The organism is Sphingomonas hengshuiensis, assembly GCF_000935025.1.
GTDB lineage: Bacteria > Pseudomonadota > Alphaproteobacteria > Sphingomonadales > Sphingomonadaceae > Sphingomonas > Sphingomonas hengshuiensis.
In genome coordinates this window covers 3,066,730-3,082,143 of record NZ_CP010836.1, presented here as the reverse complement: position 1 = coordinate 3,082,143, position 15,414 = coordinate 3,066,730, and the positions used below count along the sequence as shown (strand labels likewise).

General features: G+C 68.3%; 16 protein-coding genes. 4 read left to right on the top strand and 12 right to left on the bottom strand.

The window, feature by feature from the left end; all coding sequences use genetic code 11:
* The first annotated feature begins 64 nt into the window (after window positions 1–64).
* On the top strand, window positions 65–1,120 hold the full coding sequence (locus TS85_RS13625; RefSeq protein WP_044332860.1) for a M48 family metallopeptidase: 1,056 nt from the start codon (window positions 65–67) through the stop codon (window positions 1,118–1,120).
* 4 nt (window positions 1,121–1,124) lie between these two features.
* On the opposite strand, the gene wecC is transcribed toward TS85_RS13625, so the two are convergent.
* Together wecC and wecB are read right to left on the bottom strand one after the other, a co-directional pair.
* Window positions 1,125–2,423 (bottom strand): UDP-N-acetyl-D-mannosamine dehydrogenase, encoded by a 1,299-nt coding sequence (gene wecC / locus TS85_RS13620; protein WP_044332858.1) that lies wholly within the window; start codon window positions 2,421–2,423, stop codon window positions 1,125–1,127.
* The gene (wecB, locus tag TS85_RS13615; RefSeq protein ID WP_044332856.1) at window positions 2,407–3,543 is read right to left on the bottom strand and encodes a non-hydrolyzing UDP-N-acetylglucosamine 2-epimerase; all 1,137 of its coding nucleotides are present in this window, start codon (window positions 3,541–3,543) and stop codon (window positions 2,407–2,409) included. Before wecB ends, wecC begins: the two co-directional genes overlap by 17 nt.
* Window positions 3,544–3,650: 107 nt before the next feature.
* Between wecB and galU the strand changes: the two genes are divergently transcribed.
* Window positions 3,651–4,517: a UTP--glucose-1-phosphate uridylyltransferase GalU gene (gene galU, locus TS85_RS13610; RefSeq protein ID WP_044332855.1), complete on the top strand. Its 867-nt coding sequence runs from the start codon at window positions 3,651–3,653 to the stop codon at window positions 4,515–4,517.
* A 4-nt stretch (window positions 4,518–4,521) separates the two neighbouring features.
* On the opposite strand, the gene TS85_RS13605 is transcribed toward galU, so the two are convergent.
* From TS85_RS13605 to TS85_RS13560, 10 genes are all read right to left on the bottom strand, one after another.
* A complete protein-coding gene (locus tag TS85_RS13605; RefSeq protein WP_044332853.1) occupies window positions 4,522–5,868 on the bottom strand; it encodes a nucleotide sugar dehydrogenase in 1,347 nt (448 codons plus the stop codon).
* A 60-nt stretch (window positions 5,869–5,928) separates the two neighbouring features.
* The gene (locus TS85_RS13600; RefSeq protein WP_044332852.1) at window positions 5,929–6,939 is read right to left on the bottom strand and encodes an NAD-dependent epimerase/dehydratase family protein; all 1,011 of its coding nucleotides are present in this window, start codon (window positions 6,937–6,939) and stop codon (window positions 5,929–5,931) included.
* Window positions 6,936–7,727, bottom strand: a complete 792-nt coding sequence (locus TS85_RS13595; protein ID WP_044332851.1) for a HesA/MoeB/ThiF family protein — start codon at window positions 7,725–7,727, stop codon at window positions 6,936–6,938. Before TS85_RS13595 ends, TS85_RS13600 begins: the two co-directional genes overlap by 4 nt.
* Window positions 7,724–8,104, bottom strand: coding sequence for a hypothetical protein (locus TS85_RS13590; protein ID WP_044332850.1), 381 nt, complete (start codon window positions 8,102–8,104; stop codon window positions 7,724–7,726). The genes TS85_RS13595 and TS85_RS13590 overlap by 4 nt, the downstream gene beginning before the upstream one ends.
* Window positions 8,101–8,547 (bottom strand): dUTP diphosphatase, encoded by a 447-nt coding sequence (gene dut, locus TS85_RS13585; protein WP_044332849.1) that lies wholly within the window; start codon window positions 8,545–8,547, stop codon window positions 8,101–8,103. Before dut ends, TS85_RS13590 begins: the two co-directional genes overlap by 4 nt.
* A gap of 1 nt (window position 8,548) precedes the next feature.
* Complete coding sequence (locus tag TS85_RS13580) at window positions 8,549–9,337, bottom strand: alpha/beta fold hydrolase (RefSeq protein ID WP_227698487.1); 789 nt, start codon at window positions 9,335–9,337, stop codon at window positions 8,549–8,551.
* On the bottom strand, window positions 9,327–10,499 hold the full coding sequence (gene coaBC, locus TS85_RS13575; protein WP_044332848.1) for a bifunctional phosphopantothenoylcysteine decarboxylase/phosphopantothenate--cysteine ligase CoaBC: 1,173 nt from the start codon (window positions 10,497–10,499) through the stop codon (window positions 9,327–9,329). The genes TS85_RS13580 and coaBC overlap by 11 nt, the downstream gene beginning before the upstream one ends.
* Window positions 10,496–11,611: a hypothetical protein gene (locus tag TS85_RS13570; RefSeq protein ID WP_044332847.1), complete on the bottom strand. Its 1,116-nt coding sequence runs from the start codon at window positions 11,609–11,611 to the stop codon at window positions 10,496–10,498. The genes coaBC and TS85_RS13570 overlap by 4 nt, the downstream gene beginning before the upstream one ends.
* Window positions 11,608–13,143 carry a 2-polyprenylphenol 6-hydroxylase gene (gene ubiB, locus TS85_RS13565; protein ID WP_044332846.1) on the bottom strand — a complete coding sequence of 512 codons (1,536 nt, stop codon included), beginning with the start codon at window positions 13,141–13,143 and terminating at the stop codon, window positions 11,608–11,610. The genes TS85_RS13570 and ubiB overlap by 4 nt, the downstream gene beginning before the upstream one ends.
* 231 nt (window positions 13,144–13,374) lie before the next feature.
* A complete protein-coding gene (locus TS85_RS13560; RefSeq protein ID WP_044332844.1) occupies window positions 13,375–14,106 on the bottom strand; it encodes a class I SAM-dependent methyltransferase in 732 nt (243 codons plus the stop codon).
* 45 nt (window positions 14,107–14,151) lie between these two features.
* On the opposite strand from TS85_RS13560, the gene mutM reads away from it, so the two are divergent.
* Entirely contained in the window at window positions 14,152–14,961 is an 810-nt protein-coding gene (gene mutM / locus TS85_RS13555; protein WP_044332842.1) for a bifunctional DNA-formamidopyrimidine glycosylase/DNA-(apurinic or apyrimidinic site) lyase, read from the top strand.
* 116 nt (window positions 14,962–15,077) lie between these two features.
* On the top strand, window positions 15,078–15,341 hold the full coding sequence (rpsT, locus tag TS85_RS13550; RefSeq protein ID WP_044332841.1) for a 30S ribosomal protein S20: 264 nt from the start codon (window positions 15,078–15,080) through the stop codon (window positions 15,339–15,341).
* Window positions 15,342–15,414: the final 73 nt, after the last annotated feature.

Below are 15,414 nucleotides of genomic sequence, written 5' to 3'. Positions count from 1 at the left end.
GCCGACCGGTGCTAGGACGGCGTCCCGAATCGCCGCCACGCCGATTCGCTCGTCAGGACTCGTCATGTATCGCTTAACATTATCAGCCGCCCTCAAGCCTTTCCTCGCACCATCGGCGCTAGTCGCGTCGCTCGCGCTGCCGGTCGCCGGCGTCGCTGCGCAGGAACGGCCGACTGCGGAGGCGATGGAGGCAGTGCGCGATGCCGACCTTGCGCTCGCGACGGTCGGCTTCCGGCTCGCCACGGCCAATGCCCCGCTCTGCGATCGGCAGGAGCCAGGGCTCGGCATCCAGTTGCACACGCTCGACCAGTTCGACGCCGGCGCGCGTGAGGCGGCGCGCGCGCATTTCGGCTTTGCAGCACCCATCGCGATCGAAGGGGTGGTCGCGGGCAGCCCCGCCGAACAAGCGGGGCTGAGGCGCGATGATTCGCTGCTCCGGGTCGGCGCGGTCGATCTCGCCGCCATCGCGGGTAAACCGGGCACGACCGACCGGCTGGTCGCGGCGCAGCTGGCGATCGCCGCGCTCCCGCCGAGCGCGCCGGTCGAGGTCGCCTATCTTCGCGGGGGCGTCGCGGGGAGCGCGACGGTCACGCCGCTGCCCGCATGCAAGTCGCGCTTCGAGCTGTTGCTGGGAACGGCCTATCCCGCATCCGCGGACGGCACGATGGTCCAGATCGGCGCGCGCTTCCTGGAGGAATATCCGGCGGACCAGTTCGCTGCGGTCGTCGCGCATGAATTCTCGCACAATATCCTGCACCACCGCGATCGGCTGGAGGCGCGGGGTGTGACCTGGGGGCTGCTCGCGGGGCTGGGCGGCAATGTGAAATATTTCCGGCAAACCGAGCTTCAGGCGGACCTTTTGTCGGTCTATCTGCTCGCCAACGCGGGCTATCCGCCGCGCGCATCGGTGGCGTTCTGGAAGAAGTTCGGGCCGAGCAAGGCGGGCGGGTTCCTGCGCAGCCGGTCGCACCCGCATTGGGCCGACCGAGTCGCGACGATCGACGCCGAGATCGCCAGGATCGACTCCAATCCGACGCGCCCGCTGGTTCCTGCGGCACTCGCCGAGCGTGCCCAGCCGCTAAGCGGCGACTGGCAGTCGCTGATCGTGCGCAGGAAGTAGCCGTTCAGCTCGCCAGCCGCAGCGCCTCGCCCGCAATCCCCGGTCGCGGCTGATCGGGCCAGATCCCGCGCGTGTCATAGACCTGCTTGTCCGCGCGCTCGTCGAGCGGGATCGAGCGGAAGATGTCGTGGTCGACCAGCACGATCAGCGCGTCGCAGCTCTCCAGCGCGGCATCGACGTCGATAAGCACCGCGCCGGTATCGGCCAGCGCGGGGGGCAGGGCGTCGGCATAGGGCTCGACGATCACGATCCGGTCGCCGAAGCGCTGCGCCAGCGCGGTCGCGACCTTGAGCGCTGGGCTCTCGCGGAAATCGTCGATATTCGCCTTGAACGCGAGGCCCAGGCACGCAACTCGGGTGCGGGGATGCGCCGCCACCATTTCCGCAGCCTTGGCGATGACATGCTCGACCTTGCCGTCATTCACTTCGCGCGCGGTGCGGATCAGCGGAGTCTGTTCGGGCGCGGCGCTGACCAGGAACCACGGGTCCACGGCGATGCAATGCCCGCCGACGCCAGGGCCGGGCGACAGGATGTTGACGCGCGGATGGCGATTGGCGAGGCGGATGACTTCCCAGACATCGACGCCCATCCGCTCGGCGATCAGCGACAATTCGTTGGCGAAGGCGATGTTGACGTCGCGGAACGCGTTTTCGGACAGTTTGGTCATCTCCGCCGCCTTGGCCGTCGTGGTCACGCACGCGCCGCGTACGAAGCGCCGATAGAATTGGAGCGCCTTGCGCGCGCAGCGCGACGTGATCCCGCCGATGACGCGGTCATTGTCGATCAGCTCGACCAGGATGCGCCCCGGCAGCACGCGCTCAGGGCAATAGGCGATCGCGACATCGGCGCTGCCGGTGCAATGGCCGGGAATGCGCAGGTCCGTGCGCAATCGGGCCAGGAGTTCGGCGACCTTCTCGGTCGTGCCGACGGGGGAGGTGGATTCGAGGATCACGACGTCGCCGGGCTTGAGCACCACTGCGATCGTCGTCGCGGCTTTCAGGACATAGCCGATATCGGGGGCATGGTTCTCGCCAAAGGGCGTGGGCACGGCGATCACGAACACCTCGGCAGGCGCGATCTCCAGCGAGGCGCGCAGGTTGCCGCGCGCGACGACGCCCGAGACGAGGCCGTCCAGGTCGATTTCCTCGATATGCACGCGCCCCGAATTGACCGTCTCGACGATATGGGCGTCGACATCGACTCCCAGCACCTTCGCGCCGGTGCGCGCAATTACTGCCGCAGTGGGAAGGCCGATATAGCCCAGGCCGAGGACTGCGACCTTGAGCTCAGAATCCGAAACCATGTGCGACGATCCCTGCAATCCGTGCCGCGGCATGGCCGTCGCCAAACGGATTGTGGGCGCGTGCCATGGCGGCATAGGCGCTGGGTACGTCCAATAGGGTTGAGATTTCGGAAACGATTCGCGCAGGGTCGGTCCCGACCAGCTTCGCAGTGCCCGCCGCAACGCCCTCGGGCCGCTCGGTGGTCTCGCGCATCACCAGCACCGGCTTGCCCAGCGCGGGGGCCTCTTCCTGCACCCCGCCCGAATCGGTGAGCACCAGCTCGGCCATGCCCAGCGCGCGGATGAAGTGCGGATAGTCGAGCGGATCGATTCGCGCGATATTGGGACGGTCGCCCAGCACCGATTCCATCACCGAGACGACGTTCGGATTGGGGTGCATCGGAAAGACGATCGCGACGTCCTCGCGCGCTGCGATCTGTCCGATCGCCGTGGCGATCCCCGCCATTGCCTCGCCGAAATTCTCGCGGCGATGGGTGGTGACGAGTATGATCCGCTTGCCCGCAAAGCGTGCCGCGATGTCGTCGAGCCCGGCGGCCAGCGACGGGTCCGCCTCGATCCGCGCGCGCGTGGCGTGGAGCGCGTCGATTACCGTGTTGCCGGTGACGTGGATCGTCGCGGGATCGATATTCTCGCGGCGGAGCGCGGCGGCGGCGGTTTCGGTCGGGGCGAAATGCTGGTCGGCGATCGGCGCCACGATCCGCCGGTTCACTTCCTCGGGCCAGGGCTGGTAGATGTCGCCCGAGCGCAGCCCCGCCTCGACATGGCTGACGGGCAGCTTGCGGTAATAGGCGGTCAGCGCGCCGACCATCGCGGTGGCGGTGTCGCCCTGGACGATCACCCGGTCGGGCTGCTCCGAATCGAGCACGCGGCCCAGCCCGGCGAGCAGCCGCGCGGTGAGTTCGTCGAGCGACTGGCCGGGGGTCATCACGTCGAGGTCGATATCGGGGACGATCCCCGCAATCTCCAACACCTGGTCGAGCAGCCCGCGATGCTGCGCAGTGACGCAGGTGCGCACCTCCATCCCCGGGACGGCGCCCAGCGCCTGGACCACGGGGAACAGCTTGATCGCTTCGGGGCGGGTGCCGAACACCACCAGGATTCGCTTGGGCGCTATGGTCATGGGTCGCTCATAGCGCGATCGCCTAACCGAGAGGTTACAGTCGACCCGATTGCGCAACGCGGCGCGGCTCGGTATCGGCGTTCGACTACAAACGGGGTGAACCAACAATGACGATCAAGCCGCTGCGCAAGGCCGTGTTTCCCGTCGGCGGGCTGGGGACGCGATTTCTCCCTGCGACCAAGGCGATGCCGAAAGAGATGCTGCCGATCGTGGATCGGCCGCTGATCCAATATGCCGTCGACGAGGCGCTGGAAGCCGGGATCGAGCAGATGATTTTCGTCACCGGACGCGGCAAATCCGCGATCGAGGACCATTTCGACATCGCCTATGAACTCGAGAACACGATGACGAGCCGCGGCAAGTCGCTTGAGGTGCTCGACGCGACGCGGCTGAAGCCGGGCGCGGTCGCCTATGTGCGGCAGCAGGAGCCGATGGGCCTCGGCCATGCGGTATGGTGCGCGCGCGAGATCGTCGGCGACGAGCCGTTCGCCGTGCTGCTGGCGGACGACTTCATGCTCGGCAAGCCGGGCTGCCTCAAGCAGATGGTCGAGGCCTATAACAAGGTCGGCGGCAACCTGATCTGCGCCGAGATCGTCCCCGACGACCAGACGCATCGCTACGGCATCATCACGCCGGGTGCCCAGGATGGCACGCTGACCGAGGTGAAGGGATTGGTCGAGAAGCCCGCGCCGGGCACCGCGCCGTCGAACCTGTCGGTCATCGGGCGCTACATCCTCCAGCCCGAAGTGATGCGCGTGCTGGAGGGCCAGGAAAAGGGCGCCGGTGGCGAGATCCAGCTCACCGACGCGATGGCGCGGATGATCGGCGGCCAGGCGTTCCACGGTGTGACCTTCCAGGGCACGCGCTTCGATTGCGGCGACAAGGCGGGCTTCATCCAGGCGAATCTCGCGGTCGCGCTCCAGCGCCCCGACATCGCGCCTGCCGTGCGCAGCTTCATGGCGACGCTGGACTGAACCTTCAGGCGCGCATGATGTTCTCCCCCGCAACGCCTGCTCGCGCGCAGGCGTTGCGGGTGTCGATCACCAGCTTGGCCGACGCGACCAGCCCGGCATAATCGACGCCGTCATGGTCGGTGGCGATCAGGACTGCATCATAGTCCGCGATCGCCGTTAGGTCCCACGTAACGCCGTGGCGGAAGTTGAGCGTCGGATGTTCGCGGGTGTTGTTGATCTGCGCGACGTGCGGGTCGTGGAAGTCCGCGGTCGCGCCGCGCGCCTCGATCATCTCCATCAGGCGCAGCGACGGGCTCTCGCGGATGTCGTCGACATTCTTCTTGTACGCCACCCCCAGCACGAGGATGCGCGCGCCGCGCAGCCCACGCCCGAAACGCGCATCGAGCGTGTCGGCCATCACGCGGACGACGTGCTGGGGCATGTCCGCGTTGATCTGTCCGGCCAGTTCGATGAAGCGCGTATGCTGGTTGAACTCGCGTGCCTTCCAGGTGAGGTAGAAGGGGTCGATCGGGATGCAATGCCCGCCCAGCCCGGGGCCGGGATAGAAGGGCATGAAGCCGAAGGGCTTCGACTTCGCCGCGTCGATCACTTCCCACACATCGATGTCCATCGCCGTGAAGATCAGCTTCAGCTCGTTGACCAGCGCGATGTTGACGGCGCGGAACACATTTTCGGTGATCTTGACGGCCTCGGCAGTGGCGGCCGAGGACACCGCGATCGTCTGGGGCACGACATGCGCGTAGAGCGCCACCGAAAGCGCGGTCGAGATCGGGTCGTCGGCGCCGACGACCTTGGGGATCTTCGTCGTCGAATAGGTCGCGTTGCCCGGGTCTTCGCGCTCGGGCGAATAGGCGAGGAAGAAATCATGGCCCGCGGCCAGTCCGCCGGCCTCCAGGATCGGCTGCATCACTTCGCGCGTGGTGCCCGGATAGGTCGTCGATTCGAGGATCACCAGTTGGCCGGTGCGCAGCGTCGCGGCGATGGCGCGGGTGGTGTCCTCGACATATTTCAGGTCGGGCTCGAGATGGCGCGACAGCGGCGTCGGGACACAGATCAGCAGCACGTCGGGCTCGCCCAGCCGGGCCAGGTCGGCAGTGGCGTCGAGCGTCCCGGCGCGGACCAGCGGAGCGATGCGTCCGCCCTCGATATGGTTGATATAGCTCTGTCCTGCTTTCAGCGCGGCGATCTTCGCATCGTCGAGGTCGAAGGCGAGGACGGGGCACCCCGCCTCGCCAAAGGCCACTGCGAGCGGCAAGCCGACATAGCCCATGCCGATAATGCCGATCGTCGCAGAGCCCGCCTTGATGGAGTCCTGGAGGCGGAGCGCGTGTGCAGGCCATTCGATTGTCATGCGATCACCCGTGGCTATGCTGAATCAATGCGTTGGACGGGGCATTGATCATTACCCGTTTCAGCTTCGATAATGTTCCAGATACCAGCGCACGAATGCAGGTACGCCGACGCTGGGCGGCGTTGTGGGCATGTAGCCGGTGAGCCGCTGGAGCAACGCGGCGGACGCTTCGGTCGCGTGGATGTCCCCCTGCTGCATCGGCAGGTATTTCTTGACTGCGGTCTGGCCCAGCGCGCGTTCGACTTCGCCGATATAGTCCATCAGCTGCGTCTGCGAGCCCGCGCCGATATTGACGGTGCGGAACGGCGCGACGGGGGACAGGCTGTCTCTCTCGACCGGCTGGTCGCCCGGGATTGCGTCGGACAGGCGGACGATCGCTTCGGCGAGGTCGTCGACATAGGTGAAGTCGCGGACCATGTCGCCGCCGTTGAACACCTCGATCGGCTCGCCCTCGAGGATCGCCTTGGTGAATTTGAACAGCGCCATGTCGGGCCGGCCCCAGGGGCCATAGACCGTGAAGAAGCGGAAGAAGGTCGTCGGCGTGCCGAACAGATGCGCATAGCTGTGCGCCATCAGCTCGGTCGCGCCCTTGGTCGCGGCGTAGAGGCTCAGCGGAGTCTGGGTCCGCTGGTCCTCGGTGAATGGCATGTCGGTATTGGCGCCGTACACCGAGCTGGTCGAGGCGGCGAGCAGGTGGCGGACCGGATAGTGCCGCGCCAGCTCCAGCACGTTGAACGTGCCGATCAGGTTCGCGCCGATATAGCTTGCGGGATGGTCGATCGAATGGCGCACGCCCGCCTGGGCCGCGAGGTGGATCACCACGTCGGGGCGAAAGCTGCGCCACGCGTCGCCGAACCCAGACGAATCCTCAATCGACACGCGCGCGATCGAGAAATTGGGGTGGTTGCCCAGGATGTCGTTGCGCGATTCCTTGAGGCGGACGTCGTAATAGTCCGAGAAATTGTCGACGCCGAGCACGGTCGCGCCGCGCTGAAGCAGCTTGCTGGCCGTGTGGAAGCCGATGAAACCGGCGGAGCCGGTGACCAGCACGCGCTTGGGTGGGGGAGTCATTCGAAACGTCCGTGCGAAAGAGGGAAAGCGGAAATAGCAGGCGCGCAGCCCGGGCAGCCGGGGTCCTTGGGCAGCGTCAGCGTGCGGAAGCGGAGCGACAATGCGTCGACGAGCAGCAGCGTTCCCGCGCTGTCGTCGCCGAACGGAGCCAGCGCGCGGATCGCCTCGAGCGCGGCGAGGCTGCCCATCATGCCGGTAAGCGCGCCGAGCACGCCCTGTTCGGCGCAACTCGTCTCGGGCCGCTCGGGATCGCTGCCGACGAAGCAGCGATAGCAGGGCTTTTCGGGCTCCCAGCCGCGAAACACGCCGAGCTGGCCCTCGAACTCCGCGACCGCGGCGGAGACCAGCGGGATGCGCAGCACCAGCGCCGCGTCCGCGACCGCCAGCCGCGTCGCGAAATTGTCCGACCCGTCGAGGACGACGTCGTGCCCGGCAAGCCAGTCGGCGACGCTCGCCGGATCGAGCCGGACTTGCCGCGCCGTCACCTCGACATGCGGATTGAGCGCGTGGAGCCGCGCGGCGGCGGCATCGACCTTGGCCCGTCCGACATCGCCGGTGCCGAACAGCGTCTGGCGCTGGAGATTCGAGACGTCGACATGATCGTCGTCGATGATCGTGATGCGACCGACCCCCGCCGCGGCGAGATATTGGAGCGCAGGCGATCCGATCCCGCCCGCGCCGACGACGAGCACGCGCCCGGCCTTCAGCCGCATCTGCCCGGCGCCACCGACTTCGCGCAGGACGATGTGACGGGCGTAACGGTCCAGCTCGGCGTCGCTCAGGCTCATTTCGCCCAGGCGAAGGTAATGGTGGTGCGGTACCATTGCTCGCCCGCACCCATGCGCGGCAACAGGTTGTTGCGCGCGAAGCCTGCGACCAGTGCCGCGGCATATTGTTCGGCGGTGGGGCACTGGACCGAGCGGGGTACGGTCACGCGGATGCCGCCATTCTCATCGACCAGCACCGCGACGTCGACCGACACGCCGGTCGCGCCTTCGGGCAGCGGGCATTTGCGGGCGATCGTCTCGCGCTGGACGAACTGGTGCATTTCCGCAGTCACGATCGGCGGCGCGCGATAGGGAAGCGGCGCGAGGCCGTTCCAGTCGATCGTCGCGGCCTGTGCGGGGGCGACGATCGCGATGACCGGGGTGAGCGCGGCGATCATGTGCCGGTCGATCCGAAGCCGCCGCTGCCCCGCGCGGTGGCGTCCAGCGAGTCGGTTTCTTCCAGCAGCGCGCGCTGGACCGGGGCAGGGACGAGTTGCGCGATCCGGTCGCCGCGGGCGATCGGGAAAGGCGCATCGCCCAGATTGGCGAGGATCACCTTCACTTCGCCGCGATAGTCGCTGTCGATCGTTCCGGGGGTGTTGAGGCAGGTGATCCCGTGCTTGAGCGCCAGCCCCGAGCGCGGACGGACCTGGACCTCGAACCCCTCGGGGATCGCCATTGCGAATCCGGTCGCGATCGCCTGACGCGCGCCCGGTGCGAGCAGCGCATCCTCCGCCGCCACGACGTCCATGCCCGCAGCACCGGCGGTCGCATAGGCGGGCAGGGGAAGCCCCTGGCCATGCGGCAGGCGCTGGAGCGCGATGCGGATCGGGGGCAGCATGTCAGATCCTCTTGGGCAGCGCGGCGGCCAGCCGCTGGGTGGCGGCGAGCACTTCGGGATCGCCGAGCAGGTCATGCCCCTTGCCCGGGATGATGCGATAATCGGTGGCGATGCCGCGCAGCGTCAGCGCCTCGGCATAGGCGCGCGAAAAGGGCACCGGCGTCACCTTGTCGTCGGCGCCTACGAGCACGGCGGCGCGCAGCGTGGGCAGCAGCCCGCCCGCGGTCTTGAGCGGGTCCATGCTGGCGACCGTCGCGGCCCAGGGCTGGCCCGGCGCCTGGCGCTGCATGTAGCGCCGCCATTCGGGCAGCGTGCAGGGGCAACCGACTAGCACCAGCCCGTCGACCAGCGCCGGGCGAATCCCGGCAAGGTTCGCGGCAACCGCCGCGCCGCCGGCATCGCCGACCAGGACGACGCGGGCATGGTCATAGCGGTGGCGGAGCCGCGCGATCGTCTCGGCGACGGCGGCGATCCGATCGGGGGTGTAATTGTCGCCAGTCCCGGCGCCGCGCTCGCCGGGCGAGGTGCGCCCTGCCGCATCGGCATAGCCGGGGCGCAGCAGCGCGACGGCGACGCTGCCGGGGATCGCGCGCGCCGCCGCTTCGGCGAAGCGATAATGGTCCGCGCCCGCATCGCCGTGCAGCACCACGACCAGCGTCGCAACCGTCGCGGGCCGCGCCGCGCCATAGATTTCGGCGCGGAGCGCAGGGGCCAAGGGCGATCGCTCGACCGCGGGGGTGGCGCACGCGGCGACGAGCAGCGGCAGGAGCAGGGCGGGGCTAAAGCGCATCGGCAATCCGTTCGGCCAGTCGCTGGGCGACCGCTTCCTTGGGCATCCGTTCCCAGCTTTCGACGCCGTTCGCCGTGATCAGGTGGATGCTGTTATCGGGGCCGCCCATCACGTCGCCGGACACGTCGTTGGCGACGATCCAGTCGGCGCCCTTGCGCGTGCGCTTGGCGGTGGCGTGGTCGACGACATGCTCGGTCTCCGCCGCGAAGCCGATCACCAGCCGGGGGCGGTGCGGGCTGCGGGCGAGCAGCGCGAGGATGTCGGGGTTCTCGGACAGCGCGAGCGTCGGCGGGGCATCGCCCTTCTTGATCTTCTGTCCGGCCGTCTCGGCGCGCCAGTCGCCCACGGCGGCGACCATTACCGCCGCATCGGCGGGGAGCGCGGCGGCGACGGCATTGGCCATGTCCTGTGCCGTCTCGATATCGACGCGGGTTACGCCGGAGGGCGTGGGAAGCGCGACCGGCCCCGAGACCAGCGTCACCCGCGCGCCGAGCCGGGCGAGCGCGGCGGCGATGGCATAGCCCTGTTTCCCCGAGGAGCGATTGGCGATGTAGCGGACCGGATCGATCGGTTCATGCGTCGGCCCTGCGGTGACGAGGACATGGCGCCCGGCCAGCCGTCCGCCGTCGCCGCCCAGCGCGGCCTGGATCGCCGCCAGTATCGCATCGGGTTCGGGCAGGCGGCCCGCGCCGAACTCGCCGCACGCCATCGGCCCTTCGTCGGGTTCGAGCACGGTCACCCCGTCCGCGCGGAGCTGCGCGACGTTGCGGCAGGTGGCGGCGTGGCTCCACATTCGGACGTTCATCGCGGGGGCGGCGAGCACCGGCTTGTCGGTGGCGAGCAGGAGCGTCGTGGCGAGGTCGTCGGCAAGGCCCGCCGCCATCTTCGCCAGCAAATCGGCAGTGGCGGGGGCGATGACGACGAGATCGGCCTCGCGGCTGAGCTGGATATGGCCCATCTCGGCCTCGTCCTTCAGGTCCCACAGGGTGGTGTAGACCTGATGCTCGGACAGCGCGGCGAGGGTCATGGGGGTCACGAAATGCTGGCCGCCTTCAGTGAGCACGCAGGTCACACCGATCCCGGCCCTGCGGCACGCCCGGACCAGTTCGCACGCCTTGTACGCGGCGATGCCTCCCCCGATGATCAGCAATATCCGCTTCATCGCGTTACCCTTGTCACCGTTATGCGGCGTTTGTCGAGCGCCTGCCGCATCAGGTCACGCAGTCCGTCGGGGACGAACACCAGCCCGACGAGCGAAAGCGGGGCGATCATCAGCGCCCAGTAGAAGGTGTCGGGCCGCGCGGCGAGCGCCAGGAGTGCGCCGAACGTGGCGATCGTTGCCCACACACGGCTTCCCAGCGGATCGCGCCACGCCGCCCAGCCGAACAGCGACAGCGCGACCAGCGGCGCCGCGATCCACAGCGGGAACAGCCGCACCGCGGTCGACAGCGCGACGGCCTGCACCGCAAAGCCCGGCCCGTGCAGTCCCGCCCAGCCGGGCGATGCGGGGTCGGCGGGGGTCGTCACGGCCATGACCGCGAAGGCATGGGCGCCCAGCGCCGCGGCGAACAGCGCCAGCGCGACGGCCCATCCCAGCGCCTCGCGCCGGGCGCCGTCGCGCCACGCCATGCCCAGCATGACCAGCGCGTAGAGCGCCGCAGTCTCGCGGATCAGCATCGCGATCAGCGCGATCGCCACTGCGGTCAGCCAGCGATCGGGGCGGCGCAGCGCGAGCGACAGCGCGATCAGCAGGCCCGCCCAGATTTCGTGGAAGGCCCAGAGATCGCTCTGGACAAAGGCCATCATCCCGCCCGCGACCAGCGCCAGCGCGATGGTGAGCGGTGCCCAGCCGCGCAAGGCTTCACGCAGACGGATCGCCCAGGCGATAACGACACAAAAAGACAGCAAATACAAAGATATAATGACAATAATCGCGGGCATGTGCGCCTGAATTTGCGCCAGACCGGGCAGGCGGAAGGTGACGAAGGGGCGCAGCGGATAGTCGCCCGCGCGCAAGGCTCCGGCGGCGACGGTGTAGTAATCGCCGCCGTGGCGGATGCCGTCGACGATCGATTCATAGAGGACCACGTCGCTCTGGTCGTCGCGGCTGGGGGCGCCTGCGCCGCTGACCGGGGCCGGGCCGACCGAGGCGAGTGCGGTGAGCGCCAGCAGCAGCCCGAGCGCGACGAGCGCGAGCACCCACCGCGCCCGCTTCCGGGACAGCCCCGCAAAGCGCGACGGCGCCGCCAGCCAGAGCGGGGCGGCGGGCTTCACGACAGCAGCAGCACCGCAGCGGCGACGCCGAACGCGCCCGATACCATCGCGACCAGTGCATAGCGCCAGCCACCGCCGACGCGGACGACCTGGATTTCCTTGAGCGGCGGGGCGGGGGGCGCGCCGCCGGGGGTGGGATAGCGCAGCTCGATGTTGCGGATCAGCTCGGGCAGCCGCGCGAAGGTGCGCAGATCGGTGATCAGCCGGTCGGCGATCGCCGCCTCGGGCCCCAGTTCGGTGCGGATCCATTCGCGCACGAACGGGGCGGAGGTTTCCCACAAATTGATGTCGGGATCGAGCGTGCGCGCCACGCCCTCGACCATCACCATCGTCTTTTGCAGCAGCAGCAGATGCGGCTGGGTCTGCATGTCGAAATCGCGGGTGATGTTGAACAGCCCGTCGAGCATGCCGCCGACCGACATTTCCTTCACCGGCAGCCCGCGCATCGGCTCGCCCACCGCGCGCAATGCCGTCGCGAACTCGGCGACATTGTGGTGCGCGGGGACATATCCCGCCTCGAAATGGATTTCGGCGACGCGCTTATAATTGCCGGTGATGAGGCCGTAGAGAATCTCGGCCAGCCAGACTCGCGCGCGGCGGTCGATCCGGCCCATGATGCCGAAATCGATGGCGGCGATGCGGCCATCGGCGAGCGCGAACAAATTGCCCTGGTGCATGTCCGCATGGAAGAAGCCGTCCGCAATCGCCTGGCGCAGAAAGGCGCGGATCAGTTTTTCGGCGAGCGCGGCGGTATCATGGCCCGCGGCGAGCAGCGCAGTGCGGTTCGACAGCTTGATCCCGTCGATCCATTCGAGCGTCAGCACCTTGCCCGTGGTGCGTTGCCAGTCGATCTGGGGCACCACGAAATCGGGCTCGGCGGTCATGCCCTCGGCCAGTTCGGACGCCGACGCCGCTTCGCGCCGGAAATCCAGCTCGCGCGCGGTCCAGCGCTTGAAATGCTCGATGATCAGCCGGGGGCGCAGCCGCGCGGCCTCGCCGCCCATCCCCTCGACCTGCGCCGCGGCCCATTCATAGGTTTCGATCGCGCGCGCGAATTCGGTCTCGATGCCGGGGCGGAGCACCTTTACCGCGACATCGCGGCCATCGGTGGTCACCGCGCGGTGAACCTGCGCGATCGAGGCGGCGCCGACGGGCTCTTCCTCGATCGAGGCGAAGACCGTCTCCAGCGGGCGGCCATAGCTGGCCTCGATCCGCTGGCGGATCACCGCGAAGGGGAGGGGCGGCAGCGCGTCCTGAAGGCGGAGCAGGTCGTGCGCGGCCTCCTCGCCGACCAGGTCTGGGCGAGTCGCGAGCGTCTGGCCGAGCTTGATCGCGGCGGGGCCGATCGCCTGGAAGGCATCGGCATAGGCGGGGACTGCGGGGACGCGGGCGCCGAGACGCGCGATGCGGGCGATGCGGCGGACCGGGCCGGGGGTGTTGGGATCGCGCTCGATCCCGCGCAGCGCGCCGTGGCGTGCGAGAATGCGGCCCCAGCGCAGCAGGCGGAACAGGTGGATGGCGGGGGCGGTCATGCGAAAAATCCTCCCCCGGAGGGCAGGGCAAGCGCATATGGATGCGTGCGCCTTATCACGCCGTCATGCTGAACTTGTTTCAGCATCCAACCCTCAACTTGCCGCGCCGCTGTTTGTGGCGCGATGGATGCTGAAACAAGTTCAGCATGACGGAGAAGTGGGGGAGAAGGCTCCTGTTCCATATGCGGTCCACCTCCCTTGCAGGGAGGGGAGAAGACTGGTGGTGCATCCTCAAATCTTCCAGCCCGAATGGATCGCGACCAGCCCGCCGAGCAGCGGCTCGACCTTGGTCTGGGCGAAGCCGGCGTCGCGGATCATGCCTTCGAATTTCGGCATGTCGGGGAAGCGGCGGATCGATTCGATGAGGTAGCGGTAACTATCCTCGTCATTCGCGAGCAGCTTGCCCAGCCTGGGCACCAGATGGTGCGAATAGGCGTCATAGGCCTGGCCGAAGCCGGGCCATACCGTCGTGGAGAATTCGAGCACGAAGAAGCGCCCGCCGCGGCGCAGGACGCGGTGCGCCTCGCGCAGGGCCTTGGGAATGTCGGTGACGTTGCGGATGCCGAATGCGATCGTATAGGCGTCGAAGAAGCGATCGGGGAACTGGAGCGTCTCGGCATTCGCCTCGGTCCAGACGAGGCCGTCGATCCCGCGCTTGGCGGCGCGTTCCATGCCGACTTCGAGCATTTGCGGGTTGATGTCGGCGACGGTGATCGCCGCGCCCGAGGGGGCCATGCGGAACGCGATGTCGCCGGTGCCGCCCGCCATGTCGAGGATATGTTCGCCCATGCGCGGCTTCACCCGGCGGACGAACAGGTCCTTCCACAGCCGATGCAGCCCGCCGGACATGGCATCGTTCATCAGGTCGTAGCGCGAGGCCACATTGGAAAAGACCTGGCCGACGCGGCGGGTCTTCTCATCCGGGGCTACCTCTTGATAGCCGAAGGAAACGGTGTCGGACATGGCGGTGCTCTAGCGGGGGGCGCCGGGCAGGGCTAGGGGGTTGGCATGCCCGAGCTTCCCGAAGTCGAAACCACCGTGCGCGGGCTGGCCCCCGTGCTGGAGGGGCAGGTGATCCGTCGCGTGACGCTGCGCCGCGGCGATTTGCGGCGGCCGTTCCCGCAGGATCTGGGACAGCGGCTGACCGGTGCGCGGGTGCTGGGGCTGGGGCGGCGGGCGAAATATGGGCTGGTCGATACCGATCGCGGGGACACGCTGATCTTCCACCTCGGCATGTCGGGGCGGTGGCGGATCGACCCCGAGGAACTGGGCAAGCACGACCATGTCGTGCTGGAAACCGACGCGCACCGGCTGGCGCTCAACGATGCGCGGCGGTTCGGGTCGCTCGATCTGGTGCCGACTGCCGCGCTGGCGGCATGGCCCGCCTTTGCCGCTTTGGGGCCCGAGCCGTTGGGGCCGGAGTTCACGGCTGCGCTGCTCGCGGATCGGTTCAAGGACCGAATCGCGCCGGTAAAGGCATTGCTGCTCGACCAGCGAATCGTCGCGGGGCTGGGCAATATCTATGTGTGCGAGGCGCTGTTCCTGTCGGGCATCGCGCCGACGCGTGCGGCGGGGACGATTACGCGGCCCCGGCTGGCGAAGCTCGTCGTGGCGGTGCGCGAGGTGCTGGAGGCGGCGATTCTGGCCGGCGGGTCGACGCTGCGCGATTATGTCCGGCCCGACGGGCAACTGGGCTATTTCGCGAAGGAATGGCGGGTCTATGGCCGCGAGGGTGAGCCCTGTGCGTGCGGCGGGCTCGTCGAGCGGCGCGTCGATGCCGGGCGATCGACCTTCTGGTGCCCGCGTTGCCAGAAGTGAGTCACTATCACACGCAAACTGTTGACCCGAATCGCGCCAGCCGTTAAGGGGCGCCTCTTTCCGGACGTGGGCAGCTGTTCCCGCGGCCTCCCAATTTGAGCTAGGAACGATACGGCATGGCGAATACGCCTCAAGCGAAGAAGCGTATCCGGCGGAACGACCGCCGCGCGGAGATCAACGGTGCGCGCGTCAGCCGCATCCGCACCTTCGTGAAGAAGGCCGAGTCGGCCCTTGAAGCCGGCGACAAGCCGGCAGCTGCCGCCGCACTCGCCGCAGTGCAGCCCGAGCTGGCCCGTGGCGTCGCCAAGGGCGTGCTCCACAAGAACACCGCTTCGCGCAAGTTCTCGCGGCTGACCAAGCGTCTCGTCGCGCTCGCCTAATCGCACCCTCCCGACCGAATTCGCCCCGCCGGACCCATTCCGGCGGGGTTTTTCGCGTGCGCCGCGGATCGCC